At 57.7% G+C, this 26,576-nt stretch carries 25 protein-coding genes and 1 pseudogene; 6 read left to right on the top strand and 20 right to left on the bottom strand.

The features are described 5' to 3' along the window. Positions 1-59: 59 nt before the first annotated feature. The 7 genes and pseudogenes from Q4D83_RS10100 to Q4D83_RS10070 form a co-directional block, all read right to left on the bottom strand. On the bottom strand, positions 60-1,226 hold the full coding sequence (locus Q4D83_RS10100) for an N-acetylmuramoyl-L-alanine amidase (protein WP_303175188.1): 1,167 nt from the start codon (positions 1,224-1,226) through the stop codon (positions 60-62). Positions 1,227-1,272: 46 nt separating this feature from the next. Further along, complete coding sequence (trxA, locus tag Q4D83_RS10095; RefSeq protein WP_303175187.1) at positions 1,273-1,596, bottom strand: thioredoxin; 324 nt, start codon at positions 1,594-1,596, stop codon at positions 1,273-1,275. 4 nt (positions 1,597-1,600) lie between these two features. Beyond that, positions 1,601-2,518 (bottom strand): thioredoxin-disulfide reductase, encoded by a 918-nt coding sequence (trxB, locus tag Q4D83_RS10090; RefSeq protein WP_303175186.1) that lies wholly within the window; start codon positions 2,516-2,518, stop codon positions 1,601-1,603. 40 nt (positions 2,519-2,558) lie between these two features. Continuing rightward, the gene (locus Q4D83_RS10085; RefSeq protein ID WP_303175185.1) at positions 2,559-3,095 is read right to left on the bottom strand and encodes an RNA polymerase sigma factor; all 537 of its coding nucleotides are present in this window, start codon (positions 3,093-3,095) and stop codon (positions 2,559-2,561) included. 160 nt (positions 3,096-3,255) lie between these two features. Beyond that, positions 3,256-5,727 (bottom strand): murein biosynthesis integral membrane protein MurJ, encoded by a 2,472-nt coding sequence (gene murJ, locus Q4D83_RS10080; RefSeq protein ID WP_303175184.1) that lies wholly within the window; start codon positions 5,725-5,727, stop codon positions 3,256-3,258. 48 nt (positions 5,728-5,775) lie between these two features. Then, positions 5,776-8,124, bottom strand: a complete 2,349-nt coding sequence (locus Q4D83_RS10075) for a hypothetical protein (protein ID WP_303175183.1) — start codon at positions 8,122-8,124, stop codon at positions 5,776-5,778. After that, positions 8,121-8,744 (bottom strand): annotated as a pseudogene (locus Q4D83_RS10070) (NUDIX hydrolase); the annotation flags it as partial. The pseudogene Q4D83_RS10070 and the gene Q4D83_RS10075, both read right to left, overlap by 4 nt. Before the next feature lie 42 nt (positions 8,745-8,786). Here Q4D83_RS10070 and Q4D83_RS10065 point away from each other — a divergent pair. The 4 genes from Q4D83_RS10065 to Q4D83_RS10050 are packed head-to-tail and all read left to right on the top strand — an operon-like array spanning position 8,787 to position 11,843. Next, positions 8,787-10,208 (top strand): CCA tRNA nucleotidyltransferase, encoded by a 1,422-nt coding sequence (locus Q4D83_RS10065; RefSeq protein ID WP_303175182.1) that lies wholly within the window; start codon positions 8,787-8,789, stop codon positions 10,206-10,208. A gap of 47 nt (positions 10,209-10,255) precedes the next feature. Beyond that, on the top strand, positions 10,256-10,861 hold the full coding sequence (locus Q4D83_RS10060; protein WP_303175181.1) for a YqgE/AlgH family protein: 606 nt from the start codon (positions 10,256-10,258) through the stop codon (positions 10,859-10,861). Between the two features lie 5 nt (positions 10,862-10,866). Next, a complete protein-coding gene (locus Q4D83_RS10055) occupies positions 10,867-11,529 on the top strand; it encodes an AzlC family ABC transporter permease (protein ID WP_303175360.1) in 663 nt (220 codons plus the stop codon). Further along, a complete protein-coding gene (locus Q4D83_RS10050) occupies positions 11,529-11,843 on the top strand; it encodes a branched-chain amino acid transporter permease (protein WP_303175359.1) in 315 nt (104 codons plus the stop codon). Before Q4D83_RS10055 ends, Q4D83_RS10050 begins: the two co-directional genes overlap by 1 nt. Here the strand turns inward: Q4D83_RS10050 and Q4D83_RS10045 are convergent. The 11 genes from Q4D83_RS10045 to Q4D83_RS09995 all read right to left on the bottom strand — a co-directional run bounded on the left by Q4D83_RS10045 (position 11,840) and on the right by Q4D83_RS09995 (position 23,363). Continuing rightward, positions 11,840-12,043 carry a hypothetical protein gene (locus Q4D83_RS10045; RefSeq protein ID WP_303175180.1) on the bottom strand — a complete coding sequence of 68 codons (204 nt, stop codon included), beginning with the start codon at positions 12,041-12,043 and terminating at the stop codon, positions 11,840-11,842. The genes Q4D83_RS10050 and Q4D83_RS10045 overlap by 4 nt on opposite strands. Positions 12,044-12,166: 123 nt before the next feature. Beyond that, complete coding sequence (locus tag Q4D83_RS10040; protein WP_303175179.1) at positions 12,167-13,114, bottom strand: bile acid:sodium symporter family protein; 948 nt, start codon at positions 13,112-13,114, stop codon at positions 12,167-12,169. 93 nt (positions 13,115-13,207) lie between these two features. Beyond that, positions 13,208-13,573 carry a Rieske (2Fe-2S) protein gene (locus Q4D83_RS10035; RefSeq protein ID WP_368502213.1) on the bottom strand — a complete coding sequence of 122 codons (366 nt, stop codon included), beginning with the start codon at positions 13,571-13,573 and terminating at the stop codon, positions 13,208-13,210. A 355-nt stretch (positions 13,574-13,928) separates the two neighbouring features. After that, the gene (trpA, locus tag Q4D83_RS10030; protein WP_368502217.1) at positions 13,929-14,708 is read right to left on the bottom strand and encodes a tryptophan synthase subunit alpha; all 780 of its coding nucleotides are present in this window, start codon (positions 14,706-14,708) and stop codon (positions 13,929-13,931) included. 17 nt (positions 14,709-14,725) lie between these two features. Continuing rightward, complete coding sequence (gene trpB / locus Q4D83_RS10025; protein ID WP_303175176.1) at positions 14,726-15,931, bottom strand: tryptophan synthase subunit beta; 1,206 nt, start codon at positions 15,929-15,931, stop codon at positions 14,726-14,728. A 5-nt stretch (positions 15,932-15,936) separates the two neighbouring features. Continuing rightward, entirely contained in the window at positions 15,937-17,319 is a 1,383-nt protein-coding gene (gene trpCF / locus Q4D83_RS10020) for a bifunctional indole-3-glycerol-phosphate synthase TrpC/phosphoribosylanthranilate isomerase TrpF (protein ID WP_303175175.1), read from the bottom strand. Continuing rightward, a complete protein-coding gene (gene trpD, locus Q4D83_RS10015; protein WP_303175174.1) occupies positions 17,312-18,334 on the bottom strand; it encodes an anthranilate phosphoribosyltransferase in 1,023 nt (340 codons plus the stop codon). The genes trpCF and trpD overlap by 8 nt, the downstream gene beginning before the upstream one ends. Continuing rightward, positions 18,325-18,894, bottom strand: a complete 570-nt coding sequence (locus tag Q4D83_RS10010; protein ID WP_303175173.1) for a gamma-glutamyl-gamma-aminobutyrate hydrolase family protein — start codon at positions 18,892-18,894, stop codon at positions 18,325-18,327. Before Q4D83_RS10010 ends, trpD begins: the two co-directional genes overlap by 10 nt. Then, a complete protein-coding gene (locus tag Q4D83_RS10005) occupies positions 18,891-20,378 on the bottom strand; it encodes an anthranilate synthase component 1 (RefSeq protein ID WP_303175172.1) in 1,488 nt (495 codons plus the stop codon). Before Q4D83_RS10005 ends, Q4D83_RS10010 begins: the two co-directional genes overlap by 4 nt. Then, the gene (gene trpB / locus Q4D83_RS10000) at positions 20,375-21,703 is read right to left on the bottom strand and encodes a tryptophan synthase subunit beta (protein WP_303175171.1); all 1,329 of its coding nucleotides are present in this window, start codon (positions 21,701-21,703) and stop codon (positions 20,375-20,377) included. The genes Q4D83_RS10005 and trpB (Q4D83_RS10000) overlap by 4 nt, the downstream gene beginning before the upstream one ends. A gap of 919 nt (positions 21,704-22,622) precedes the next feature. Continuing rightward, positions 22,623-23,363 (bottom strand): hypothetical protein, encoded by a 741-nt coding sequence (locus Q4D83_RS09995; protein WP_303175170.1) that lies wholly within the window; start codon positions 23,361-23,363, stop codon positions 22,623-22,625. Positions 23,364-23,536: 173 nt separating this feature from the next. Here Q4D83_RS09995 and Q4D83_RS09990 point away from each other — a divergent pair, with 173 nt between their 5' ends. Continuing rightward, on the top strand, positions 23,537-24,130 hold the full coding sequence (locus Q4D83_RS09990; RefSeq protein WP_303175169.1) for an abortive phage infection protein: 594 nt from the start codon (positions 23,537-23,539) through the stop codon (positions 24,128-24,130). 4 nt (positions 24,131-24,134) lie between these two features. Here Q4D83_RS09990 and Q4D83_RS09985 read toward each other — a convergent pair whose 3' ends face one another. Both Q4D83_RS09985 and Q4D83_RS09980 read right to left on the bottom strand, forming a co-directional pair. Next, positions 24,135-24,614: an NUDIX domain-containing protein gene (locus Q4D83_RS09985; RefSeq protein WP_303175168.1), complete on the bottom strand. Its 480-nt coding sequence runs from the start codon at positions 24,612-24,614 to the stop codon at positions 24,135-24,137. Positions 24,615-24,617: 3 nt separating this feature from the next. Then, positions 24,618-25,154: an SdpI family protein gene (locus tag Q4D83_RS09980; RefSeq protein WP_303175167.1), complete on the bottom strand. Its 537-nt coding sequence runs from the start codon at positions 25,152-25,154 to the stop codon at positions 24,618-24,620. 164 nt (positions 25,155-25,318) lie between these two features. On the opposite strand from Q4D83_RS09980, the gene Q4D83_RS09975 reads away from it, so the two are divergent. Beyond that, a complete protein-coding gene (locus Q4D83_RS09975; RefSeq protein ID WP_303175166.1) occupies positions 25,319-26,569 on the top strand; it encodes a dicarboxylate/amino acid:cation symporter in 1,251 nt (416 codons plus the stop codon). Positions 26,570-26,576: the final 7 nt, after the last annotated feature.

Genomic DNA, 26,576 nt, shown 5'->3' with positions numbered 1-26,576 from the left:
TACGTACGTTTCCTCTCAGCGGCGCGTTTTAGTTCTTCTAGTGGCCGCTGAGGGATGTTTTAGAGCAATTCTGCCTTCAGCAGCTCGCTGAAATTATAGGTGCCGGTAGGCTGGTCATCTTGGTCCAACAAATACAAACGTTTCACCGCCACAACGACGGCCTCGGCGATATTGTCTCGCTGCTTCGGATCCGTCAGCACCGCAACGTCGTGTGGGTTGGACAAATACCCCACCGAAACATCCACTGAGGTCATCCGCGTCAAACGCAACACATCCCACTTTGCCGGAATCGTGCCACAGCTGGCCAGACTCGTCCGCGCGCAAATTTCGCGCTGAATAAACCCGCTCAGCAATTCACCCATGGGGGCGGAACGCTGATACGAGCCGAAATAGAACGAGGCACAACCCGCGGCGCGCTCATTGTGGTAGTAATCGCACTGCAGCGAAATCATCAAGTCGGCATTAAACGAATTTGCGAGGTCAATGCGTTCCTTGATCGTGGGATTAGTCATCCGCGGGCGCGACACAATCGTCTCCATGCCTGCGATGCTCATGCGCCCACGAATGCGGGACGCAAGATCCCACAAAATGTCCTCTTCGGTGATCGTGCCATACGGTCCGCGCACCAAATGGCCAGGCACATTGTTATGCGGACCTGGATCAATGACCACCCGCTTGCCCGCCAAAAACGGGCCGGCGGCACGCACAGCTTCACGCTCTCGCACGGCATGGGGGGCTCCGCCAGTAATGCGACGGCCCAAATAGCTCAACGAGCGCAGCGTTTCAGGGCCGCACACACCATCGGCTTTTAGCCCGTAGTTGAATTGGTAATCAACTACGGCCTGGTGGGTCAGCTCACCGTAGTGTCCGTCTAACCGTTCCAGATAGAAGCCCAGATCCTGCAGTTCTGTCTGCAGCTCCAGGACATCATTGCCGCTTAATAGTTCCGGCGGTTGGTAGGTGAGCACACGCGTGCCCAGCTTGTATGAAGCCTCCTGCAATGTGCGCAGCGTGGCGTCCCGAATTTGTCCATCAGCGATAAGCCCACGGCTTTGCTGGAAAGCTCGGAGCGCCTCAGACAGGTGAGCATCGAACACAGTGTATTCCCTGTCGCAGACACTAGACGCGTCAGCTTTGAATTCATCGATGAAGCCCAACCTCGCGAGGGCTGCACGAACTTCAGCGATGCGGGGGTTTTCATCACCAACCTTGAAAACCTCTGTCACGGTGCTCCTTTCTTCCTGCCATGCACACTGGGGGCTACGATACCAGCTACATAACGGACTCTAGCTTCGCCACAAGCGCAGATTTAGACTGTACGCCAACCATTTCCGCGACTTTTTCGCCGTTTTTGAACACGAGCAATGTGGGGATGGAAAGAATTTGGAACATAGCCGCAAGTGACCGCTCCGTTTGAATATCCACCTTGGTGACAAGTGCGCGATCATGCAGCTCGTCGGCTACTTCCTCCAGTACGGGAGCCAGCTTTTTGCACGGTCCGCACCACTCGGCCCAGAAGTCAACGAGCACGGGTTTTTCCGATTCGATAACGGTCGAACGGAACGAATTTGCAGTGACATTTATCACATTGGACATGGGGTTACTCCTCAGTGGCAAGAAAGTGTTCAGCATCAATCGCGGCCCGGCAACCGGAACCGGCCGCCGTAATGGCTTGTTTGTAGTGGTTATCCACAAGATCGCCAACCGCAAAAACGCCCGGAAGATTTGTTCGAGTGGACGGATGCGCCACCTCAACATACCCGGCGTCGTTTACCTTTACGGAGTCGCGTACTAGTTCGGATCGCGGGTCGGCGCCAATAGCGACGAACATCGCAGCAACCTCCAGCGTCTCCGGTTTTCCAGCCACGTCCAACTCCAAGCCGGTCACCTTCGAATCGCCGACCACGCGCGTCACCACAGCATTGGTGACAAAGCGAATCTTGTCGTTGGCGCGCGCCCTCTCCAACATGATGCGGCTCGCGCGGAACTCCTCACGACGGTGCACAACTGTCACGGACTTGGCAAAGCGCGTTAAAAACAGCGCCTCCTCCATCGCGGAATCCCCGCCGCCAATCACCGCGATATTCTCATCGCGGAAGAAGAACCCATCGCAGGTCGCGCAAGCCGAAACGCCACGGCCGAGCAGTTCTTGTTCACCAGGAACATGTAAGTAGCGGGGCGCAGAACCCATAGCCAAAATCACCGCACGGGCTTCGAACTTTTCTTCGCCAACCCAGATGGTCTTGATCTTGCCGTTCAGCTCAACGCGGTCTACAAGCTCCATGCGCAAATCCGCGCCAAAGCGCTCAGCTTGAGTGCGCATATGTTCCATCAATTCGGGCCCCATGATCCCCTCGGGGAAACCTGGGTAATTCTCCACTTCGGTGGTGGTCATCAACGAACCGCCGTACTCATAGCCTTCAAAGACGATCGGCTTGAGCTCGGCGCGTGCCGCGTAGATAGCCGCCGTGTAGCCAGCGGGGCCAGAACCAATGATTGCAACGTCATGAACAGTCAACGCATACTTCCTTGTCCATTGAGAAAAGTGTCTAAAAAATCTAACGTTGCACTGCGGGTTGGTATTCCCCTCTCAACCGCTCACGTAGGGTTTTTCGAGCTCTGGCTCGGCGCGATTTCACGGTCCCTGGACGCACCCCTTGGCGTTGAGCCACACGTTCGATCGTGGTGCCGGCGATATCCACCAAAAGCAACGCCTCACGCTGCTCTACTGGCAAACACGACAACGCCTGATTCAGCTCGATACCGAGCTCAATATCTTGCTCAACCGCTTGATCTTCAACATTGTCAAGGCATAAACATGTTGCCGGCGGCTGCCGCCGCGCGAAGTCATACGCAGTATTGACAACCAGCCGGTACAACCACGTACTTAGTGAACATTCCTGGCGGAAAGATCCCAACTTCCTCGAAGCCTTCCACAACGCTACTTGCACAATATCTTGTGGATCAACGTGCTGCGGGGCATGCTGGGAAGCCACGCAAAGCAACTTTTTGGTGTGTCCTTCCACCAGCGTGCGGAACGCTTGCTCATCCCCCGCCAAATAATCTCGAATTAACGTTGCTTCATTTGTTTTCAACGGTCCCCCAAAGAGTCCCCGATTGTTCCCGATAATGATGTGCCCGACCTTTTATCCCCTGCCGAACACCACCATTATTCGAGAAAAACAGCTCGAGTTCTAGGCTGGATGCCAAAAACTTCGAGCTGTTCCTTCTTTTGGGGGCGCTGTTGCGGCCCAGCTACGGGCCGAACAACACCATTGTTGCAACGGCGGTAATAGACACCACAAGCACGGTAGCTACTGCAATCACAATCGTCATGACACGCGAATATCCATCGCCGAATCCGGCCTGATCTTCCGGCATCGGCGTGCGCTCTGCAACCGTGTGAATTGTGCTGTGATCATTGGTCAGCTGCAAGAGCTCGTGGACAGACTTCTCGGTTTCCACGATGGAATGCAGCGCACTGTCTAGTTGGTCTGGGCCAGTAGAAACCACTGCAGGGAACGCCAGTATGGCCTTGCCTTCGCTGGTAATGCGCAGGCGTTTCGGGCTATCAATACCCAATGGACGTTGCGCAGTAGCCAAGCTCTTAAGCGCGTGCGCGGCGGCCCGTGGGCTGGCTTCCTGAATGCTGGTCCATCCCACACCGGGCACCCATTCGGCCACCACAACACAGGTGGATTGGTCCGTAAATACCTCCGTAATAGGCGCGACTCCGTCCAGCTTTTGGTTACCAAGTTCCACCGTGCGCCGTGCGATCTCGTGGTCTGGGTCCTCCACAAACACAAGCGCTACTTCACGGTCACCGTCTTGTTGTCGTGCGTGCCAGAAGCGCGCCCCGTTTGATTCCCCATGTGAGGCCAGCAAGCGGAATCGCCCACCCAGCACCAATGCGCCTGCCATGAGGCGCGGGCCGTGTACCAGACCGCCGGACATGGGGCCTGGGGTGGCGCTCAACGAATCCAGTGCCAGCAATTGCGTGGCCTCCACTGAGGTGGTGCGCAAACCCGGAATGCGGTTGATAATCGCACCTAGAGAACTCAGCTCATCCAATCCAGAACGCGATAGGACTACGCCGGTTACCGCCAAGAACACGACGCCGCTGACCGCAACACGCACAAAGAACCACAGGCTCGTCGGGGTGGTCACCAGGGAAATTCCGTAATCCACACACCAAGCGAACAATGCGCCAATGAGTGCGGATCCGATAGCCCACAGCGACGTCCGTAGCACTTCCCTCGTGCCGAGTGGTCCGAGCTTGCGACGCAGCAGGAAGCTACCGATTACAGCGCCCGAAATAAAACCGCACCCGTTGGCTGCGCCGAGCAGAATCACCACGTGGCTCGGCGTCGACGCCACATAGATCGAAAGATAACTCAGTACTACCTTCGTGCCGGTAATGCCCGCGATAATAAACGTCGGTGTCCATGCTTCCTCCCGGGCGTAGAAGACACGCAAATGCAGCAATACCAGCGCATACGGGATCAGGGTGAAGGCCGAATAGCTGAGCGTATCTCCCAAAAAGTCCGCCGAGGTGGAGTCGAACTGACCGTGCGCAAAGAGTGCGTGCGCGATCTGCCGTCCAAACGCGGTGAAGAACACGATGATCGGCAAGAGGGCCATCAACGTGAGCTTGGTGGCCACCTTGAGGTCGTACACCACGGCCTCGTTGTCGCCATCGGCGGCGTTGCGGCTCAACCGCGGCATGATTGCCGTCAGCAATGTCACGCCGATGACGCCATAGGGCACCTGCAAGAGCAGCCACGCCGCTTGGTAGATGGTGATCGCGGCTGCATCGCTAAAGGAAGCGATACGGGTGGCAATAATCCAGCCTGCCTGTGAAATTGCCACATACACCACGATGGCCAACGCCATGCCGCCAAATTGCTTCAGGCGCTCATCAATTCCCCACAACGGCTTCAGGCTGATGCCCACTCGGCGCATTGCAGGCAACATGATCAGTGCCTGTACCACCACGCCAAGCGTGGTACCCAACCCCAAGAGCAAAATATGCGGGTTGGTGATGCTTACTGGCTGGTCCGGGTCCAACTTGCCGGGCACAATCCAGTACGCCCCAAACACCGCCAAGCAGATGACGTTGTTGATCACCGGCGCCCATGCGCCCGGCCGGAATACCCCCTTGGTGTTGAGCACGGCCGTAAACAGGGAGAAAATGCCGTAAAACAGGATCTGAGGTAGCACCAGGTACGCGATCGACGTTGCCTGGCTCAAGTTGACTTGCCCTTTTGACCCCAGCTGCAGGGTGGTAATGAGCGGGGCCGTGAGCAGTGAAATTGCCGTGACTACGAGCAGCAGCGTGAAGGAGAGCGTGAACAGCCTCCGGATAAAGAAGGCGCCGCGATCCTCGTCTTCCTTTTCAGCTCGAACAAGCACCGGAACAACCAAGGAGGTGAGCACGGCGCCTAACACGATCTCCGTAATCAAGTTTGGAAGTGTGTTCGCTGCGTTAAATGCTGAGGCAACCGCCGCGCCCAGTGTAGAGCTAATGGCAACGGTGCGGAGGAAACCTGTGATACGGCTGCACAGGGTGGCAATAGCCATTGAGCCGGTCGACCGCACCACATCGCCGTCGGAATTTTCTTCCACCTCATCGATCGCTTCAATCACCTGCGGCTTTGGTTTCACGGCAGGTGCTGGTGGAGCCGGGGCAATAATGCGGCTACGTCGCCAGGATTCGTTCTGGTTCACCCCACCATTGTGAGTGATCGCGCGGCGACTTGCACATTATCCCGCACATTATGAGGTGCGTCGCCACTTTCGACGGTTGCGTAAAACGATGCGCGCCGCCAACGCGATTGCTAGCCCCGCCGCCGCAACCAAACCGCTCACGCTAGTGAACCCAGAGCGGGTTTGCACGCTGATTTCCACGGGGTTGCTAATTGCCGCGCTATCGGCACTGGCTAACCACACGGTGAGGTCCGCCCGTTCCCGCGGGGAACCAAGGTCCGCCGTCATTTGGGTAGTAATGGAACCTTTCGCCGGGATGCGGAGCGACTCCGGGACGAAAATGGTGCCGTCGCCGGTGTATTGAATCGTCGCAACCACTGGTAGTGGTAGCCCGTTGCGCGCCACAATCAGCAGCGGGGAGGATTCCGAGGTTCGGGTGTACACATTGCCTGGCGGCAGCAACGACACCGAGGCCCGCAGTTCTTGCAGCATGTCTCGGTTGCCGTTGAGCGTAAGGTCCGCTTGCGCCGCTGCCGCGAGGTAGTTCCTGGACTCGCGGCGCGTGGTGGCGGCCAGCGCGCGTAGGATGTCGCGCCGCAGCGGGGTTGTAAAGTCATAGCGGCTCATGGCGATCATCGGGTCGTTGACCATGAGGCCCGTTAAATCGTCGATGTAGTTCGCCTGTTGGGTACCCCGCAAAATTTCGGTGTCGGTCGGCGCGCCGGGATCCGAATACGGTACTCCCTCACCCGTATTCGCTTCCGTGTTCTCAATGTATTTGCGAAGGCTTTGGGGTTTCGCCGCGCCTTCCCGCAACGCTGAGGCGGCGGCGTCGAGAAGCGCCGCACCCGCTGTTGGGGAGGCGAGGGTGGACGGCGGCACCGCGAGTACCGCCTGCTGTTGCTCCAGCGCCAAGCGTATCGACGCCGCGGCTATCGCACTGCGCGCATGTTCCCCATCGGCCACGTGGTTGTAGCGGTAGGGTTCCTCACTAAACCCCAAGGTGAGCGGCCTATCGCCCACTTCGGAAAGGGTTGCGGCGAGGTCTGCCTGGTACGGTACCGCCGCCACCCCCGGCGCGTCCGGAGGTAAGGAATTGTCCGCCACCAGCACGTGCACCTGTTTTTCGGAGGGCGGCAAGCTCGGAATCGGGTGAGGTAGGTGCGGGTCGCTTAACGAGGTCTCTGGCACCGGCTGCGTAGGCTCCGTAGGTTGCTGTTGTTCCCACGCTTCCGAAGGGTCGGAAGTTGTCGCATACAGTAGCGAACTCGGGTGTGTTACGTAGCCAGATCCGGGGATGACAATGTTGCGCTCCACCTCCACGCCGAGGATGCTGTCTAACACCTCGGGGCCGCGGGCGATAGCCTCGCGCATGAGCCACTGGTTGCCGGTGCGCGCCACGGCGTCCAAATCTGTGTCCGACCACGGCAAGGCCACCGTGCAACCGCTCGACGCGAGGGTGCGTACTTTAGCAATCCACTCCCCCGCCACCAGCTGTGCGGTGCCTGGCGTGAGGTTGGTGTCTGAATCCGAGGTCCAACTATCCCGCAGCCGTTTCTTCTGCGCTACTGGGCTCGGACGCGAGGCCCCCACCGAATAGCCTTTACTCATTCGATCTACTACGGACACCAGTTCGGGGTCCAAGGCGAGGCACATTGATTCACGTAATCCGTTGTTGTTCGGATTCGTGGTGGCGCTCATTGCATCGTCGATCAATTGGTCTAACCGGCCGCCGTCGATGAGTTCGCCGGCGAGCCGCTCGTCGCTGAGAATCAACGGTGGCGCACCGGGGGCCTCTCCCGTTTCTCCGGCAACGAGACCAGTATCCGCGCTGATCGGCCATAGCAAGGTGAGCCCCGGCGCGGCGTCGATAGCCTCTTCTTCGGCAGGTACGGTCAACAACACGCGGCTGGAATGTAGGTACGAAACCTGGGTGTTGCCCACATGTCCGTTGAGATTCACCAGCAGTGGATAGGTGCCCGGTTCCGAAAGCTGCAAATCCGTCAGCGGGATCGTCCACGTTTCTTCCTTGCTCTCGCCAGGAGCAAGCGAAAATGACAGCTCGCGGAAATCGCCGGCGCGTACGTTGTAATTGGACTCCGGTTCGGACAGCAGTTTGCGGGCTTCCGTGACGCTGCGTACCGGGGCGGCGCGCTGGATACGAACAGACAAATCGTCGGCGCGCTCGGTAGCACTATTGGTCAGCGACGCATGGATTCGAACATCGCTGCCAATGACGGTCGCCTCGATAATGTCTACCTGCACGCTCGCTGCAGCGTCCGTGGACCGAAGTTTCGGTTGCGCCCACTGGCTGGCAACGGCGGGGTCCTCCGGGGCGGTCGGCACCGGCAGCGCGCCTGCGGTGAGTGGATACGCCAGCAACGGTGCCGCACAACACAGTGGAATCCAGCGTCTCACTGTGGGGTCATCCTTCCTTCTGCGTGTTCCTTGCGCGCCAAGTCCGGCAGCAGATTGTGTGCGCGACGCGCAAGTTTCCGTTCGTCCGCGTAGGCCAAGCGTTCGATGAGTTCGCTCACGGGGATCCAAGCAACCTCGGTAACTTCCGGGTCTTCGTCATTCAGGTCACCGTCTAAGTAGCGCAGCAAATGATGGTGCACAGTTTTATGGATGCGGACGCCGTCAGAGACAAACCAATAATCAATCACCCCGAGCTCGGCGAACACCTGCCCGTGAACCCCGGTTTCTTCCCATACTTCACGCTCGGCGGTGGAGTCGCGGCCTTCGCCCGGTTCCACATGCCCCTTCGGCATCGACCACAGAAGACGGCCGCGCCTATCTAGACGACCGATGAGGGCAACATAAATGCGGCTGAGATCAACCTCACCGTCTGGCTGTACGGCTTCGGCGAGCCCGGACACGACGAGCCCGCCAGCGGAGGTTTCGTCGGTGGTGCGCATGCGCGGCGCACGGCGCTGGGCTTTGCGTCCGCGCGACTGGGGAGAACGACGTCGTTGCTGTGTCGGACGCTTCCGACGGCGACGGCGCCTACCCTGAGCTCCGTCCTGCTGACGTTCCTTCTCGTTCATCTTCCTGATCGTATCAAACCACCGAGTAGACTCATGTCCGTGACAAAACTGGAACTCCAGCTCAACGAGCTTGAAGCTGTTAGCAATGTACTGAAGCCCCTCGCCAAACTGTTCGCCGAGCGAGGCTACCCTATATATCTGGTGGGGGGTTCAGTGCGCGACGCGTTCCTCGGTGAGCTCGGCCACGATCTTGATTTTACGACGCCCGCCCGCCCAGAGGTGATCCGCGAAATCCTCGACGCGTACGCCGATACTGTCTGGGATACCGGCATTGAATTTGGGACGGTGTCCGCAGAATATGCGGGGCATCAGGTGGAGATCACCACGTTTCGCTCCGATATATACGACGGCGAATCACGCAATCCTGTGGTCACGTTTGGAGATACCTTAGAAGGAGACCTTGTCCGGCGTGACTTCAAAGTGAACGCGATGGCGGTGGAAATTGCCCCCAATGGCGAGTTTGTGTTCCACGATCCCACCGGAGGTTTTTCGGACCTTCAAGCGAAACGCCTGGATACCCCGGACATCCCGCAGCGCTCGTTTCATGACGACCCGTTGCGCATGCTGCGTGCTGCCCGCTTTGTCTCCCAATTGGGATTCGGGGTGGTGGATCGCGTGCAGGAAGCCATGACGGAAATGGCCGACCAAATCTCTCGCATTACGGTGGAACGTGTACGCGCTGAGCTAGATAAACTCATGCTCGGTGCGGCGCCGTGGGCGGGGTTCAATCTTATGGTCAATACCGGGATCGCGGATCATATCTTCCCTGAAATTCCCGGCATGAAGCTCACGCAAGACGAGCACATGCAGCACAAAGATGTGTACGCCCATTCGATGCAAGTGTTGCGGCAGGCGATGGCCCAGGAAGAAGATGGGGCCGACCTTGTGTTGCGCTGGGCGGCCTTTTTGCACGATTGCGGCAAACCCGCGACGCGAGCGTTCAAGCCGCAGGGTGGGGTGACGTTTTACCACCATGAGGTCGTCGGAGCGAAACTTGTGCGCAAGCGTATGCGTACGTTGAAATACTCCAAACAAATGGTGCAAGACGTAAGTCAGCTGGTGTACCTGCATATGCGGTTCCATGGTTTCGGCGACGGCCAATGGACCGATTCCGCAGTGCGGCGCTATGTCACTGATGCTGGCCCGCTGTTACCGCGCCTGCTGAAACTTGTGCGTGCGGATTGCACCACACGAAACCAACGCAAGGCGCAACGGCTGCAGCGTACATGTGACCATCTTGAGGCTCGCATTGAGGATTTGGCGGCGCAGGAAGACCTCGCGAAGGTGCGCCCTGATCTTGATGGTAACGAAATTATGGAGTTGCTGGGTTTACAGCCAGGCCCTGAGGTAGGCCGTGCGTGGAAATTCCTCAAGGAGTTGCGTTTGGAATGCGGTCCGCTCCCCCGCGAGGAAGCGGTTTCAGCGCTGCGCCAGTGGTGGGCTGAGCAGCAATGATGTGGCAGTATGGGTGTCGTCTCAGAGATAGAGGATAAGGAATCGCCGTGGACAACTACTTTGCTGATCGGTTGTTTTTAGCGTTGGAGCGAAATGATCCGGCACCCGGTATGTTGCTCGTTGCCGCACCGGGAATGTACTCAGAGGACTTCGCGCGCAGCGTAGTGCTGATCTTGGAGCACAGCCAATACACCACTTTCGGCGTGAATCTGACTACTCGTTTGGATGTGCCCGTGGCGGTGGCGTTGCCGGATTGGCTTGGTTGCGTGGCTAAGCCCCAGGCGTTGTATAGCGGCGGCCCCTTGCATCCCGAGACGGCGGTCGGGGTGGGCGTGACGCGCCTGGGCGTGGATGAGACGCAACACGCGGTGTTTAAGCGACTTGCAAACCGGCTCGTGCATGTGGACTTGCGAGCCGACCCAAACGAGGTTGTGGAACATATCGAGGGGATGCGATTGTTCGCTGGTTTCGCGGAGTGGGCACCGGGTCAACTGGAGCAAGAAATCTCCCGCGGGGATTGGTTTGTGGCGCCCGCGTTGCCGTCCGACGTGATCGCCCCTGGCCCTGCTGATGTGTGGGGCGATGTGATGAAGCGACAGCACTTCCCGCTCCCCCTGTTTTCCACGTTCCCTGTTGACCTCATGGACAATTAACCATGATGTTTCACGTGAAACATGCTCTTCGAGATTCCTGGCCAGTAGCAATCGGCTATTTTCCACTCGGGGTAGCATTCGGTCTCGTCATCACGCAAGCCGGATTTTCGTGGTGGTGGGCCACGATTTTCTCCATCGCGATCTACGCGGGAAGCATGGAGTTCTTGGCGGTTAGCCTTATTACAAGTGGCGTGAGCGTGTTTTCCGCAGCCCTCACCGGGCTTCTCGTGAACTTTCGCCACATCTTTTATGGCTTGACGTTCCCGCGCGATGTGATCAAGTCGCGCCTGGGCCGTGTGTACTCCACATACGCTCTCACCGACGAGGTGTATGCGGTCACCGCTGGCAAGACCGATCCTTCTCCCCAATACCTGCTCAGCGTGCAAATCTTCTGTCAAGCAGCGTGGGTGCTTTCAGGGACCATTGGCGCGCTGTCTGGCGCGTTTGTGCCACCGCTGCCAGACGTGGAGTTTGCTCTCACGGCGTTGTTCGTGGTGCTTGCGTTGGACGCGTTCCGCGCGAGCCGAGATCTTTCGCTCATTGCCATTGCCCTTGGCGTCAGTTTTGTGGGCAACATGGCCGTCGCGCTATGCCTGTACTTCGCTGTCCTCGTCCTTCGGTTCCGTTTTCAGCGCCTTGACGAGCTGCTTACCTGGAGGCTCCCGTGATGGGCCTTCCTGTCGGCGTAGATTTGAACTACACAGCTGCTGTGCTTGCCGGTATTGGTGCCGTGACCTATGTGTTGCGTGCCCTCCCGTTTCGTCTTCTGCGCGTGCTTAGGAGCAGTGACTTTCTTGCCATGCTCAGCCGCGCGATGCCCGTGGGCGTCATGTGTATCCTCGTCGTGTTTACCGCGCCTGGTTTCACTTGGCAGGTTGCGGTGGGAATTGTGTTCACCGTAGCGTTGCACTTGTGGCGTCGCTCCGCCGCTCTTTCCATCCTGGCAGGCACTGCACTCTACTTGGTTTTGCTGCGATTTTAAAGCTGGTTGATACCCTGCAACCAAAGTCCCTCAAACTGCAGCGCGGTGAGCATCGACACCTCGATGTCTGGAAAATTGTGAAACGAATCGGGATGGGGAACGTGCTTGATTGGTTGATTCACCATCCCGGAATTTGTTCCATTGCTGCTCCACACGCCGCTAATATTGTGGCCGTCCATCATCTCGATGAGGCGGCTCATGGAGCACATATTAGTCCCCTCGATCGGCCGTAATTCCGCGATGTGCACCGCATTTCCCGCCCCTGGTACGGCGAAGGTCGTTTTCACATAGAGATGTTTCACGTGAAACAGTGTGCTTCTTTCTTAGCGGGAATGCAAGGCGTAGCGGGATGCCAAACTCGCGCACATCATGAGCTGAATCTGGTGGAAAATCATCAACGGTAGGATGAGCAAGCCCAAACTCGAGTTGCCGAAGATGATTGCGGCCATTGGCAAACCAGTAGCTAATGACTTTTTAGTCCCGCAGAATTCGATCGCGATCCTGTCCGCTCGTTCAAACCCAAGCTTGGTAGCTACAAACCGCGTGAGCCATAGCATGAAGGCAACGAGCACTACTGAGAACACTACTAACGCCGCGAGCTTCCCTACTCCCACTCGCGTCCAGATACCCTCAACCATGCCCGCGGAAAACGCGGCGTACACCACCATGGTGATGGAGCCTCGGTCCACGGATTTTGTCGCTTTACTTTTGGCAATTTCCTGTACCCATGGCCGACACAATTGGCCGATGATGAACGGAAATAGTAACTGTAGCGAGATGTCGAGGAACACGCCGCCGTCGATAGTTACGCCCCCTCGCCCCATAAGGATCATCACGAGTAGCGGCGTAAGCACAACCCCAAGCAGGTTGGAAGCTGAGGCGCTCACAATGGCGCCAGCCACATTACCGTTGGCGATGGAAGTAAACGCCACCGAAGATTGCACTGTCGACGGCACGAGCGTCAAATATAGGATGCCGAGATAAAGTTCTGGACCCAGCCAAGACGCGGTCGGTGCCAACGCCAACCCAATGAGCGGAAACGCGACGTAGGTAAACGCAAGGATCGTTGCGTGCAACCGCCAGTGTTTCAGCCCGGCGATCGCTTCGGATGTGGAAAGCCGCGCTCCGTACAAGAAAAACAGCAACACAATCGCCAGCTTTGTCGCCGTGTGAAACCATGCTGCGGCTTCCCCACTGATCGGGGCGACGATGGCCACGGCGACAGCACAGACAATAAGGACGATTAACGGATCGGGCTTCTTCAACTGCATAAACGCAACGTTACTAGCATTCCCGCGTATCGACGTCGCACACAGTAGCGTGAAGCCCGCGCCATGCCGTTTTCGCGGGCTTGGGGTTCTTTGTCAGAGTTCTGCGGTGAGTTCTTGGCCGTCCGCGGAGAGTTTCGCGGGCATTAATCCGGAGCGGGAGGGTCCGCTGAGCACGGCTCCGTCTTCAATGGAGAATTTGGAGTTGTGGTTCGAACACTCCACCGTGCCGTCGTCATGAATAATGTCGATTGCGGTCCCCTGGTGAGGGCAGCTTACCGAGTATGCCTTGTAGGTACCCTTCGTCGGTTGCGCGATGATGAATTTATCCACGATTATCGCTTTTCCGAGAGGCACATCCGATGCGGATACTTTGGCTCCGGCACTCCCGCATGCGGCGAGTACAGCGCCGGCAAATGTTGTGGCTGAAGCAACTAAAAAGAGGCGGCGTGAGCAAGTCATGCTTTCAGTATCCCACAGTTCCATTTTCGTCACAGTGACGTATCGCTCCCGGTGATAGGTGGCCGCTTTAAAAGGGTAAGATTTTTCATATAGACCGCTCTATTCGGGCATCGTGGTTTCACGTGAAACATTAAGTGTTGCTGTTTGTTGTAGTGTGGCGGCGTCAACTTGTGGATAAAAGATCACGCGATACGCTTTGCGATGCCAAGTCCCCCCTCTTCCTTGGCCAGTCGGCCGACACTGCTTCGACGAAAGGCGTGTATGTTTCACGTGAAACACTCAGGGGAATTACGTAAAAAAGATGGTGATGTTTCACGTGAAACATCACCATTTTTGAGCTTTCTAATTTATGGGCCTACACTTTCGTTGCCGCCTTCATCTCCGCAACAAAGGTTCGCACGGCATCGATGCGCTCGGTCCCGTCGTGGGTTTCAATGATCTTTGACAGGGCTGACCCGCAAATCGCGCCCGCAGCCCCGGACTTTACGGCGTTAGCGACGTGTTCTGGGGTGGAGATTCCGAAGCCGAGAAGTGCGGGCGGGCCACCGAAACTCTTCAAGTGTTTGACCAGATTCGCAAGCCCGTCCGTGGAGGATTCCCATTCCGAGCCAGTGACGCCCACGCGCGACACCGCATAGGTGTAGCCCCTGGAATTCTCTGCAACGCCCACAAGAGTATCCGGAGTTGCGTGCGGTGGTGCGATAAAGATGGGGTCGATGCCAGCGGCGATCGCCGCTTGAGCGAAGGGGCGCCCTTCCCGGACGGGAACGTCTGGGAGTAGTACGGAATCGGCGCCGGACGCGGCTACGTCGGCGTAGAACTGTTCCATTCCTCGAGCGAACGCGACGTTGCCGTAGATGAGCAAGCCGATTGGAAGCTCGGGCCAAGAATTACGAATCTTGCGCACGATATCAAGTGCTACATTCACGTCCACGCCGGCCCGCAATGCGCGAATGTGGGCGAGCTGAATGGTAGGGCCGTCAGCTACGGGATCCGAAAACGGAATGCCGAGCTCGAGGGCGTCCGCACCGCCCTCGATCGCAGCTTGAATGATTTCGAAACTGGTTTCCGGGTCGGGGTCGCCGAGCATGAAAAACGGGACGAACGCGCCCTCCTCCCCCAGGCGTTCAAACATCGCAGCGTAACGATTGGTCATGGCTGGTCCTCCAACAGATACTCGGGGTGTGCCTCCAAGGTGGCACGCACGTGATCAACGTCCTTATCTCCACGTCCCGAGAGGGAAACAATAATGACGAGTTCCTCGTCTGGCGCGGCCTCCGCGCGTTGCAGGGCGTAAGCCATCGCGTGGCTGGATTCCAATGCGGGGATAATTCCTTCGTACTTGCACAACAGTTGGAAGGCGCGCAACGCCTGTTCGTCAGTGATTCCAACGTACTGTGCCCGGCCAATGGAATGGAGGTGGGCGTGCTGCGGGCCAACACCCGGATAGTCAAGTCCGGCCGAAATGGAATAGGATTCCTCCACCTGACCGTCGCTGGTGCGCATAAGGTAGCTGCGCGCCCCGTGCAAGATCCCGATCTGTCCAGCGTAGATTGGTGCCCCGTGGCGCCCACACTCTAGGCCCTCGCCTGCGGGCTCCACGCCGACGAGTTCCACGTCATCATCGAGGAACTCCGCAAACATGCCGATCGCGTTCGAACCGCCGCCGACGCATGCGGTGACCACGTCCGGTAGCCTCCCAATACGCTCCACAATTTGCTGTTTGGCTTCCGCCGAAATCACGCGGTGGAATTCGCGGACGATGGTGGGGAACGGATGCGGGCCGGCAGCAGTGCCAAGTAGGTAATGGGACTCATGGAAGGTGGCGGCCCAATCGCGCAATGCCTCGTTCACGGCGTCTTTAAGCGTGCCCGCACCAGCGGTCACAGGAACGACGTTGGCGCCCATGAGCTTCATGCGGTAAACGTTGGGCTGCTGGCGGCGGACGTCTTCCTCCCCCATGTAGATCACGCACTCAAGGCCAAGTAGAGCGCAGGCCAGCGCGGTCGCGGTACCATGTTGCCCGGCGCCGGTTTCTGCGATAACCCGGGTCTTGCCCATACGCTTTGCAAGCAGCGCCTGGCCAATCACCTGATTGGTCTTGTGGGCTCCGCCGTGCACCAAGTCCTCGCGCTTGAGGAAGATGCGCGTGTTACCTTTCAACGGAAGGTTTGAGCATTCGGTGAGAGGCGTGGGGCGACCAAGATAGTCACGGAGATAGTTCGCAAGTTCAGCGTGGAACGACTCGTCGTTCATCGCGTCAACGAATGCGTGCTCTAGTTGATCGAGCGCTGGGATGAGAAGTTCGGGGACGTACTGACCTCCGAACTCTCCAAAATATGCGGGTAGAAGTGTCACGTCGGTTACCTACCTGTACGGATCGTTTGGAAAATTGCGGCCAGTTTCACAGCATCCTTATCCACTGAATTGGGGTATTCCACTCCAGAGTTCACATCGAGGCCGAGGCACCCGACCGACAGGGCATCCGCCGCGTTATCCGGATTGATGCCTCCGGCCAGCAAGCTTTTGCTTAGCACAGACTCCGGAATGGTCGACCAATCGAAGCTTGTTCCCGTGCCACCATCGCCGGCATCAAGCACCAAGCGTTCCACGTGATCCGCGAGCGCAATAGCGAACTCCGGTCCGCGGGGATCCGTCATGGAGATTGCGCGCCAGAGCGTGCGGCCAGGGAGTGCGGCAGTTGCGGCGTCGATAAGCTTCAGTTCGGCTTCGATGGATTCTTGGAGGGGTGCATGGATTTGCACGATGGCAATGCCGGGGATTGCGAGGTCCTCAAAGTTGTCCGTACGGCGAGTCACGGCGACATACGTGAGGTCCGGCTCGGCGTTCATGATGGACTCGGATGTTTCACGTGAAACATTGCGCGGTGAGGACGGCTCGAAGACCAAACCGCCAAACACCGCACCGTTGGCGCGGGCAAGCTGCGCGGCGCGCGGCGAGGTGAGCCCGCAAACCTTGTTCTCACCGAACACCAGTCTGCGGCAAGCGAGGTCAATGTCCGGCTGCCCGGTGAGCTGCGAACCAACCAGAAAGCCGTTGACGTGTGGCGAAATAGCGTTCACGGTCGCGTGATCGCGGATGCCGGACTCGGCGATAATCACGGCGTCGGAAGGTGCTAAGGGCGCCAACGACGCCGAGCGTGAAAGATCAATACTCAAGTCGTGCAAGTTGCGGTGATTGATACCAATGATCTTCGCCCCAAGTTGCTTGGCCCGCGCCATTTCCTCCTCGTCGAGCACTTCGGTGAGGATGTCCATGTGGTACTCCCCCGCTACTGCTGCGAGGTGTTGATACTCCTCATCGCTCAACAGTGACAGCATGAGCAGGATTGCGTCTGCCCCAAAGAGCCGTGCCGCCCGTACTTGCTCCGGCGCGATAATAAAGTCTTTGCACAGCACTGGAAGATGCGTGCTGGCCGCGACTGTAGCGAGATGATCGTAATCCCCGCCGAAGTAATCCGGCTCGCAGAGCACCGATATCGCGGATGCGTAACGCGAATATACCCGGGCGATTTCGCCGGGGTGATACTCAGCGCGGATCATGCCCAAAGAAGGTGAGGCGGACTTACACTCCATGATAAAGCGATTTCGGCCCTGTAAGGCCCTGTAAAGGCTTCTAGTGGACACAACCGGTTCAGGCATGCCTTGGATGCGTTCAGCGATCCCAGGGACGTGTGAGCGCCGATTTTCGGTGATCTTTTGCAACACGGTGGGAATATCAGCCATAATTCGCCTCCTCGTGCTTGCGCAACCAACGGTGCACGGTGCCATCCATGATGGTTGCTTTTGCTAACTCCGTGCCCTCTTTGAGCGTGTCTACCCGCCCGTGGAGGTACAACATGCCGCCAGCGTTTACAGCTACTGCGTCGATATGCGCCTTCGGGCCGGTACCATCAAACACCGCGCGCAAATGCTTAGCGTTTTCCGCGCCGTCCCCGCCGTGCAGATCCGCGAGCGTGTGCTCCTGTACGCCAAGTTCGGCTGGGGTGACCGTGTAGGTGATGATCTCGCCGTCGCGCAGTTCCCACACCTGCGTCGGGCCATGGACGGCGAGCTCATCGGTGCCCGAACCATGCACCACCAACGCGCGGTCACGGCCTAACTCCCGCATCACCTCAATGACAGGTTGCCCCAGTGACGGTCGATTCACACCCATAATCTGTAGCTTTGGCCGCGCAGGGCTGAGCAGTGGTCCAAGGATATTGAACAGGGTGGGCACGCGTAACGCCTTACGTACCGGCATCACCAGTGCCACCGCAGGGTGGTACGCCGGTGCGAAAAGGAAGGTGAAATTGGAGGCGCGCGCCTGCTTTTCGGCACGAGTCACGTCCAAATCCAGCGGAATATTCAAAGCCTCGAGCACGTCCGCGGACCCAGACTTGGAGCTTACGGAACGGTTGCCGTGCTTGATTACCATGCTGCCGCTCGCGGATGTCACCAGCGAAGCACCTGTGGAGATATTGATGGTGTTGGCGTTGTCGCCGCCCGTACCGGCGGTATCTAGTACCCCTTCCCCAGTGATGGGGAAGGGTCGCGCCGCCTTCAAGAATGCCTGTGCGGCACCAGCGATATCGGCTACGGTTTCCCCGCGGGTGCGGATCGTTGCCAGCAGGGCGGCGATATGGACGTCGTCGTAAGCCCCGATCGTCAGCGGCGTAAAGACTTCCCGCGCCTGTTCGATAGTCGGGGCGGGGTTATCCATGTAGGTGCGTAAGAGGTCTAACGGTTGATTCATGAGCATGCTCCTAGGCGCCGAAGCGCGTCTTCCAAAATGTGCGGCCCAGTCGGGCTGAGAATAGATTCTGGGTGGAATTGAAAACCCATCACCCGATCTTCAGGCGAATATGCGGCCATAATCACGTCTCCGATATCCGACGAACAAGTACCCAATAGCTGCAGTTTTTTTGTCACTGTGACGGAACCAAGTGAATGATAGCGCGCCACTTTCGTTTCCCCGCCGAAGAACTCATAGCCTTCCGGTGTCAATTTTAGGGAATCTGCTACACCATGCATTGGCCCGCACGGTACCACGTGCTCCCCCAGATGCTCGAGGATAGCCTGGAACCCCAAACAAATCCCCAATAACGGAATTCGGCCATACGCCGCCTCCACTATCGCCATCAGGTTTCCCGCCTCCCGTGGATGTCCCGGCCCAGGCGACAAACAAATCACGTCCGGTTCCATTGCCTCCACTTCCGCCACCGACACGGTGTTGCGCACTACGGTGCAATCGTGCCCGGCGAAGGCGTCCACGAGGTTGTATACGAAAGAATCCCGGTTATCAATGAGAACGATCTTCATCGCTTAACCTCCACGTCCGCTCCTGCGGCTGCGGCGATTGCATGGAGCACCGCGTACGCCTTGTGCAGACTTTCATCAGCTTCACCTTGTGGATCTGAATTCTGTACAACGCCTGCCCCAGCCTGCACTGCGGCAAAACCATTGGTAACGAATGCAGAGCGGATAATAATGCAGGTGTCCATGTCTCCCCCGCCCCGCAAGTACCCTACAGCCCCGCCGTAAGAACCCCGCCGGTGCTTCTCGATGCCGCGCAACAACTCTGTGGCACGCAGCTTCGGCGCCCCCGTCAGCGTGCCCATGTTCATGCACGCCCGGTACGCATCCAACGCATCCAATTCTGGATCCAACGTTGCGGTGACGCGACTCACGAGGTGCATGACCCGCGAATAACGATCCACCTGCATCAGCGCCGCCACCTCCCGCGTGCCGGGGACAGCGACGCGGGCGAGATCGTTACGCGCCAGATCCACCAGCATGGTGTGTTCCGAGATCTCCTTAGCATCGGTACGGAGTTCCAATTCGTTGCGGATATCAAGCTCGTGGGTTGCGCCGCGTGGCTGCGTACCGGCGATGGGATACACCTCTACCTGCCTGGAGCTTGCCGTGAATTTCAGCGATGATTCAGGTGAAGCGCCGAACAGTTCGTAGTTTCCGGTGCGCACGTAAAACATGTAGGGGCTGGGGTTGGTTTCACGTAGCACGCGGTATGCGGCGAAGGCATCCGGGCAGGCGATGGTAAAGGTTCGCGCCGGCACCACCTGGTACACGTCCCCTTGGTAGATGTGCTCCTGAAGCGTGCGCACGTGGTCGCGGAACTCTGCGTCCGGAACGTCCGCCGTTGCTACCAGTTTCCCCGTCCCGCGTTTACTTATCGACGTCGCGGCGGGCGCGGCGTCGATACGCGCGGCGAGGGTGTCCAGTAGCTCGGACAAATCCTCCTCTTCGTCGAGGGATAACGCCTGGAGTTGTGCTGTCTGCGCTTGATGATCAATCGAGAGCAGCACCTGAGCAACCAAAAACTCGTAGTCCGGGTAGGTGTTCACTGAATCCGCAACCGACGGCAGCTCCTCAAACGTGTCGAGGTAGTCAAACGCGAAACCCCCAGCCAGAAACGGCCACCCCTCCAGCTCATAGCCGGGGTCCATTTGAAGGCGTCGCAACACCTCAATGCTGCTCAAGGCGGTGAGGCGCTTACGTTCGTCAACTTCCTGCGACGGCGGAAAATTCAATTCGGCGCCAAGTTGCTCGTGAATGCGTTCCGCAATCCGCTCCCCGGATGGGGTCAGCGGCGCGATAGTTACCTGATGGCCGTTGCACGTGACACGCGCACTCGCTTGTAATACGGCGATGGACATCAACCCCTGTTTGGAGGCGATATCCGCACTTTCCAGAAGTACCGCGTCGCCACCTTCGTCCAGGTGCTGGAACAGCACCGATGCGTCCTCATGGTAGCGCACCGAACGGGAAAGAAGTGTAGGTATCATTCGCTCTCCACTTCCGCGGACAACGCCGCGATAACCTCGGCCGCGTGCAGCTCAACGACGGGCTTTTCCGTGGGGTCTTCGCCGGCGAGATCACCAAGCAACTCCCGGACATAGTTGACGTCCTTGTCGCCACGGCCAGAAAGGTTCACCAGGATGTTGATCTCTTCGCCGGTTTCCTCCGCGTGCTCCGCCAGTTTCAACGCGTACGCCAACGCGTGACTGGATTCCAAGGCGGGAATAATCCCCTCGTAGCGGGAGAGCATGCGGAACGCCTGGAGCGCCTCAGCATCGGTAATGCCCACGTATTCCGCGCGGCCAGACTCCAGCAAATGCGCATGCTCAGGACCCACGCCAGGGTAATCCAAGCCTGCTGAGACTGAATGCGAATGCAGTACGCTATCGTCCTCCCCCAGCATGACGTAGGAGCGGGAACCATGGAGCACGCCGACGCGGCCGCGGCACAGCGGGGCGCCATGCTTACCGGAATCCAAACCCTCCCCGGCGGGCTCCACACCAATCAATCGAACCTGCTCGTTACCCTCCTTATCTGTCAAGTAGTCGGCGAATGCGCCGATTGCGTTAGAGCCGCCGCCAACGGCCGCAACCACCACATCCGGTAGAGCGCCGGTGCGCTCGAGCATTTGCTCTCTGGATTCACGTGAAATGATCGCCTGGAATTCTTTAACCAGTGTGGGGAACGGGTGCGGGCCCGCGGCGGTACCTAACAGATAGTGCGTGTCTTTGTATGACTTCACCCAGTCCATGAGTGCGACGTCAATGGCGTTTTCGAGGCCGTTGCCAGCTCCCTCTTCCACTGAGACAACCTCCGCACCCATGAGCCGCATGCGGTACACGTTCGGTTGCTGGCGGGCAATGTCCCGAGCGCCCATATAGATGGTGCATCGCATGCCAAACAATGCCGCCACCATCGCTGTTGCTGTGCCGTGTTGGCCAGCGCCTGTCTCAGCGATAAGCCGGTTTTTGCCAAGCCGCTTTGCCAGCAGCGCTTGGGCGATTACTTGATTGCCCTTGTGTGCACCTCCGTGCACAAGGTCTTCCCGCTTTAAAAAGATCCTTGCTTTCCCTTTGCCGCGTCCGGCGAGCGGCAGGTTGCTGCACTCAGTGATCGGAGTGGGGCGGCCTAAGTAATTGACATACAGGGAGCGTAGTTCCTCAGCGAAGGTGGGGTCTTCGAGGGCGTCCACATATGCCCGCTCCAGTTCGTCGAGGACCGGATAGAGCATTTCGGGGACGTACTGGCCGCCGAACTCGCCAAAGTAGGCGTTGAGGAGGGTGTCTCGAAATTGGATTTCAGGAGTGTTCATTGCATGAATGCCTTTCACAGTGAATCTTCTTCACTTCTCGGCAGCAGCCCCTGAGCGTAAAACAAAAGGCCCGCGCTTCGAAGTGAAGCTTGCGAGCCTTACATGTGTCGATAAACCGGTGGCCCGCTAGTTAGCGCGCCACCACCACGATGCCTGGTGAAGGTTATATGAATTCGACATGCCGAATATCCTAGCCGCCTCCCTCGTGGTTAGCAACTTAACCGTTGCCCAGAACTTCGTGCACGCTCCCGCCAACAAAAACTCTATGTTTCACGTGAAACCATGCAGCGTTTCACAGCTCTTGCAGAGCGTGCCGTAGGCCAATGTTTCACGTGAAACATTGCCAGCAGCGTCTCTCCTCGGCGTTCAACTCACTTAGCGAAGAGCGAGCGCATATGCAAGACTTTAGCCCAACCGCGACGATGCACAATTCCGTCACTTCACCGAAAATCGAAGGTGGAAAATTGATTGGCGCCCAACACATTATTTCAATGAACTCATCGTCGGCGAAAAGCGATAGAGCAAAATTGCTTGCTTACTTGAAATTATGCGCATCGCGAACAAAATACAAACAGTTCCCCGGCGTCAATGAAATCCCCTACCCCACCGCTGCGCGGTCAATGGCCGTGTGATGAGCTGCACGTCAAGCCGGGTTCTTTCGCTGGCGGCAAACGGCCGTGTAGCGGGAACTTAAGGAACGGATTCGATATGTAGGGAAGCAAGTTGCGGGGCTGAACGTGTGAAGCCCGGCGATATAATAGGTAGTGAAACGGTCTCTGTATTTCAAATATTCAACAAATGCGAACGGTTCGATTAAGCAAGCTGCAAATGTAGTCAATCGCCAAGCGCGTACATTCTCCCAAACAATATTTCAACAAAACTGTTCGCATTGTGGTTAGGGTTTTGCGGGGGCAGTGAGTTAGCGAATGAGGGTGATTCTTACCCGTTGGCGCTCCTGCTCGATTGTCGGGGCCGGGATGCCCACGGTACGTAATTGATGGATGAGTTCGCCTAGGTTTCGTTTGTAGTTGGTGAGATCCATGGCAGCCATCAGGGCTTCAATGGTCGGGTTCGGCTTCTCGGCTTTGTAGCTAAATTTTCCGGGGTAATGCAACACCAAGCGATCGGGATACAGTTCCACTTGGAGCGAACCGCCAAGGGAATGAGGCGCGTAATCGCGTTCCGTGAGGGCGTTGAAGATGAGCGAGCGAGCGACGTCGAGAAGCATGGTGCGGCGTTTGCCCTCATAATTTTTGTGGTGCTCGGAGGCGGGTAAAAACTGGTCGAGTTCTCGGGGTGCCGCCTCGGTGATGTGCTGGATGGTGCCGTTGAGGCGGCGGCTGGCCAGAAAGCGCTTGCCGTCCGGGCCGCGATCCCCGAACTTTTTTGTGGGTAATACTACGATTGTCGCAGATAATTGGGGATAAAATCGTTGCGGATTCATGCCTAGTGTAAGTAATCCGGCCAGTGTAGGATGGAGTTCCTCACCTGCTTGTGCGAGCGCCCCAATATGCGTGAGGATTTCTACTTCATTTCCCGTGAGCGGTGAAGTACTTGATCGATTCTTTATCTTTTCGATGAGAAACTGAGTCGAATAATGGTCGAGGTCATCGAGTGCGGCACTGATTACTGGTTCGGAGTCGTATTGTGGTTGTGTCACCTGCACGACGCAACTCCCTTTGCTAAAAACTATGAGTGTTATAGGGACACCGTACACAGTTTATAGAGTTATTGTAAGGCGCTGGGGGCAAGGAGGGGTATGTAATTTGTGGAAACTTGTGTTGTAGTCTTTGATAATTTGGGCGCAAAATCGACAGTCATGAGGTATGGTGTATGTCTTCGGCAGAAATTCTGTCCAAACTAATGAAGTCAAACGCTGGAATAATCTGCACGCGAGACGCCCTGGCCACCGGAGTTTCCGCACCAACGTTCCTTAGTTTTGTTCGCAATCAAGGTTTGGAACGGGTGGCGCACGGTGTCTATGCCGAACCCGGAATTTGGATCGACGACCTATGGGTGTTGCATCGTCGGGTGGAACGCCTAGTATTCTCGCACCGCACTGCCCTCTATCTTCATGGGATTCGGGAACGCGAACCGGAACGCATCAATGTCACCGTACCCACCGGTTATAATGCCACGAATTTACGGGGCGACGGCATTGAGGTATTTTCCGTAAAGAAAACGGCGTTTGAACTAGGGCGCATCACTGTACGTACCCCCGAAGGCAATCTCGTTCCGGCATACGATGTGGAGCGTTCAATTTGCGACGTCGTGCGTAGCCGCGGGCATTTGGAGTATCACAGCCTCATCGAATCACTGGAAGTATACGTGCAGCGCCCCGATAAAGACCTCAATCAATTGGTGCGCTACGCGGAAGAATTACGCGTTTGGCGTGTGCTGAAACCCTATCTCGAGGCGTTGCTGTAGGGCGCTAGTTGTGGGTTGTGTGGACACCCCAGCCCGCCGGGGCGTCGATACGCGCGTGGTTTATCAGCTCGCGGAAGCGGTGCTGCATGGTGGGTAGGTCGTCGAGCGGAAACCAGCGGACGTCCGCGCTTTCATCGTCAGCGACGTGAGCTGTGCCACTTATGGGTTCGCATAGAAATGCGGTGTCCATGTAGGACGCACGGTCGCCATTCGCGTGCGTGATTGGGCCGACGGCGCGTACCCACAGCAGGCGAGTCACGCGCACCGTCACCCCGGTTTCCTCGCGACACTCGCGGCGGATGGCGGTATCCGGCTGTTCGCCGGGTTCGCAAATCCCCGTAATCGGGGTCCACTCGAGGTTATCGCGGCGCTGCACCAATAACACGTGCTCCCCGCGGATCACCACGCCGGACACACCTGGCAACCACAACTCCGCGTGGCCGATATGTTCGCGCAGCCGCACAATAAACTCTGGTGTAGGCATGTGCTACGAATCGGACGCCGCCGCTGCTCGGCGTGCCGCCTCCACATCTACTTTCGATAACGCCGCCGCGCCACCCTCGCACGCCCCGTTCAGCGAACACGCACCACACCCTCCGCTCACGCCACAATCCGCGGCGGGATCAGCAACTGTGTCCGTTTTCGGCGAGGATTGGGAAGAACAACACCCCTGCTCCGCCTGTTTGGAAGCCCGAGCATCTAACAGCGCCACCGTATGCGCCGCCATGCCCGCGCCGATACCCAAAAACGCCAACCAGCCCACAATGGCAAGTCCCACTACGAGCCACATCCAGCCGGCGGCTGTGAACGCTACTATGCCGCCCAGCGCTAAGCTGCCGCCAGCGAGGGTCCACAACGGGCCCGCAATGCGGTGCGCGGTATCCCACAATTCCTGCGATTTCCGCACCTCGGGCACGCGAATGCCAACAACACCGTTGCCCGGCAGCTTCATTCGCCACGCTAACACCCCAACCAAGGTAGTAAAAACGGCAAGCACCAGCAGCAATACAGCGAACACGATCATGTCAGTCAGTGTAGTTCGTTGCGTGGCGGAACCGGACATCCGCTGCGGCGGTGCTGCTGGCGTGAAATCCACCTCAATCAATTTGTGTCAAACACGGATGAAGTATCGTCATCCGGTAACAGAACCTTGTTCGCCGTAAGAAACAGTGAGGCTATGGAGAATTCATGGAAACCCTAAATACTATTGTGCGGTCTCTGCTATTCCGCATCGTCGTTGCCATCGTGCTCGGCATCGTGTGCAGTTGGTTCTTCCCCGAGCAGCTTGCGCGGGTGTTTGTTACCTTCAACGGGCTGTTTGGCAACTTCCTGAAGTTCTTTATCCCCGTGCTGATCTTCTCCCTGATCACGCCCGCGATCGCGGGTATCGGCAAGGGCGCAGGGAAATGGTTGGCCATCACTACGGCTATCGCCTACGCCTCCACAATTTTCGCCGGCCTGATCGCCTACGGCGCATCCGTTGCCTTCTACCCCAGCATGCTCGAGGGTGAACGGGTCATGGAAAAGGTGGACATCGATGAAGGCGCACTGTCCGCCTACTTCAGCATCGAAATGCCGCCGCCGATGGGCGTGCTCACCGCGCTGCTCTTAGCATTCTGCATCGGCGTGGGCATGACCGCAGTGAAAAGCGACACCCTGTACAGCGCGCTCCGTGACCTTGAGCGTGTGATCATGCGGGTGATCGCCAAGTTTGTTATCCCGCTGCTGCCCGTGTTTATCTTCGGTGTGTTCCTGTCCATGGGCATGAACGGCAACCTGATGATCGTCCTCGAGCAATTCCTCAAGGTGTTGTTGCTCGCCGTCGTGCTTACGGTGCTGTTGCTGCTCGTGCAGTTTCTCATCGCAGGGACTGTTGCTGGACGCAACCCTATTCTTTGTTTCCTGCGGATGTTGCCCGCCTACGCTACAGCCCTGGGCACCTCCTCCTCCGCGGCGACCATCCCCGTCACCTATGAATGTGTGAAAAAGAACGGCGTAGCACCCGGCGTCGCAGGTTTTGCGGTGCCGTTGTGCGCCACCATCCACCTTGCCGGTTCGATGCTGAAAATCGGTTTGTTTGCTTTCGCCGTGGTGTACATGGCGGGCATCGAAGTTACCGCGCCGCAGGCCATTGGATTCATCCTCATGTTGGGCGTCACAATGATCGCAGCACCCGGTGTGCCCGGCGGCGCAATCATGGCGGCAGTAGGCTTACTTACCTCCATGCTTGGCTTTGATGAAAATCAGGTGGCGTTGATGATCGCCGCCTACATTGCCATCGATTCCTTCGGCACCGCCTGCAACGTTACCGGCGACGGCGCCATCTCGTTGGTGATTAATAAGCTGGCAAAAGGCCACATTGATCGCGCCGCACTCGAAGACAACACCGACGGCCTGGAGATCATTGAGCAAGACGTTCGTGTGTCCGAAGGTGCCTAATCAAAAG

Origin of the sequence: Corynebacterium sp. (genome assembly GCF_030532715.1) — a bacterium.
Classification (GTDB): Bacteria; Actinomycetota; Actinomycetes; order Mycobacteriales; family Mycobacteriaceae; genus Corynebacterium.
This window is presented reverse-complemented; position numbering and strand designations above follow the sequence as displayed.

Excerpts from the sequence above, each read along its gene's own strand:
- trxA (WP_303175187.1), bottom strand. The coding sequence starts at position 1,596 with ATGTCCAATGTGATAAATGTCACTGCAAATTCGTTCCGTTCGACCGTT.
- Q4D83_RS10065 (WP_303175182.1), top strand. The coding sequence starts at position 8,787 with ATGTCCGTGACAAAACTGGAACTCCAGCTCAACGAGCTTGAAGCTGTT.
- Q4D83_RS10055 (WP_303175360.1), top strand. The coding sequence starts at position 10,867 with ATGTTTCACGTGAAACATGCTCTTCGAGATTCCTGGCCAGTAGCAATC.
- Q4D83_RS10050 (WP_303175359.1), top strand. The coding sequence starts at position 11,529 with ATGGGCCTTCCTGTCGGCGTAGATTTGAACTACACAGCTGCTGTGCTT.
- Q4D83_RS10045 (WP_303175180.1), bottom strand. The coding sequence starts at position 12,043 with ATGAGCCGCCTCATCGAGATGATGGACGGCCACAATATTAGCGGCGTG.
- Q4D83_RS10040 (WP_303175179.1), bottom strand. The coding sequence starts at position 13,114 with ATGCAGTTGAAGAAGCCCGATCCGTTAATCGTCCTTATTGTCTGTGCT.
- Q4D83_RS10035 (WP_368502213.1), bottom strand. The coding sequence starts at position 13,573 with ATGACTTGCTCACGCCGCCTCTTTTTAGTTGCTTCAGCCACAACATTT.
- trpA (WP_368502217.1), bottom strand. The coding sequence starts at position 14,708 with ATGTTTGAACGCCTGGGGGAGGAGGGCGCGTTCGTCCCGTTTTTCATG.
- trpCF (WP_303175175.1), bottom strand. The coding sequence starts at position 17,319 with ATGGCTGATATTCCCACCGTGTTGCAAAAGATCACCGAAAATCGGCGC.
- trpD (WP_303175174.1), bottom strand. The coding sequence starts at position 18,334 with ATGCTCATGAATCAACCGTTAGACCTCTTACGCACCTACATGGATAAC.
- Q4D83_RS10010 (WP_303175173.1), bottom strand. The coding sequence starts at position 18,894 with ATGAAGATCGTTCTCATTGATAACCGGGATTCTTTCGTATACAACCTC.
- Q4D83_RS10005 (WP_303175172.1), bottom strand. The coding sequence starts at position 20,378 with ATGATACCTACACTTCTTTCCCGTTCGGTGCGCTACCATGAGGACGCA.
- trpB (WP_303175171.1), bottom strand. The coding sequence starts at position 21,703 with ATGAACACTCCTGAAATCCAATTTCGAGACACCCTCCTCAACGCCTAC.
- Q4D83_RS09990 (WP_303175169.1), top strand. The coding sequence starts at position 23,537 with ATGTCTTCGGCAGAAATTCTGTCCAAACTAATGAAGTCAAACGCTGGA.
- Q4D83_RS09985 (WP_303175168.1), bottom strand. The coding sequence starts at position 24,614 with ATGCCTACACCAGAGTTTATTGTGCGGCTGCGCGAACATATCGGCCAC.
- Q4D83_RS09980 (WP_303175167.1), bottom strand. The coding sequence starts at position 25,154 with ATGATCGTGTTCGCTGTATTGCTGCTGGTGCTTGCCGTTTTTACTACC.
- Q4D83_RS09975 (WP_303175166.1), top strand. The coding sequence starts at position 25,319 with ATGGAAACCCTAAATACTATTGTGCGGTCTCTGCTATTCCGCATCGTC.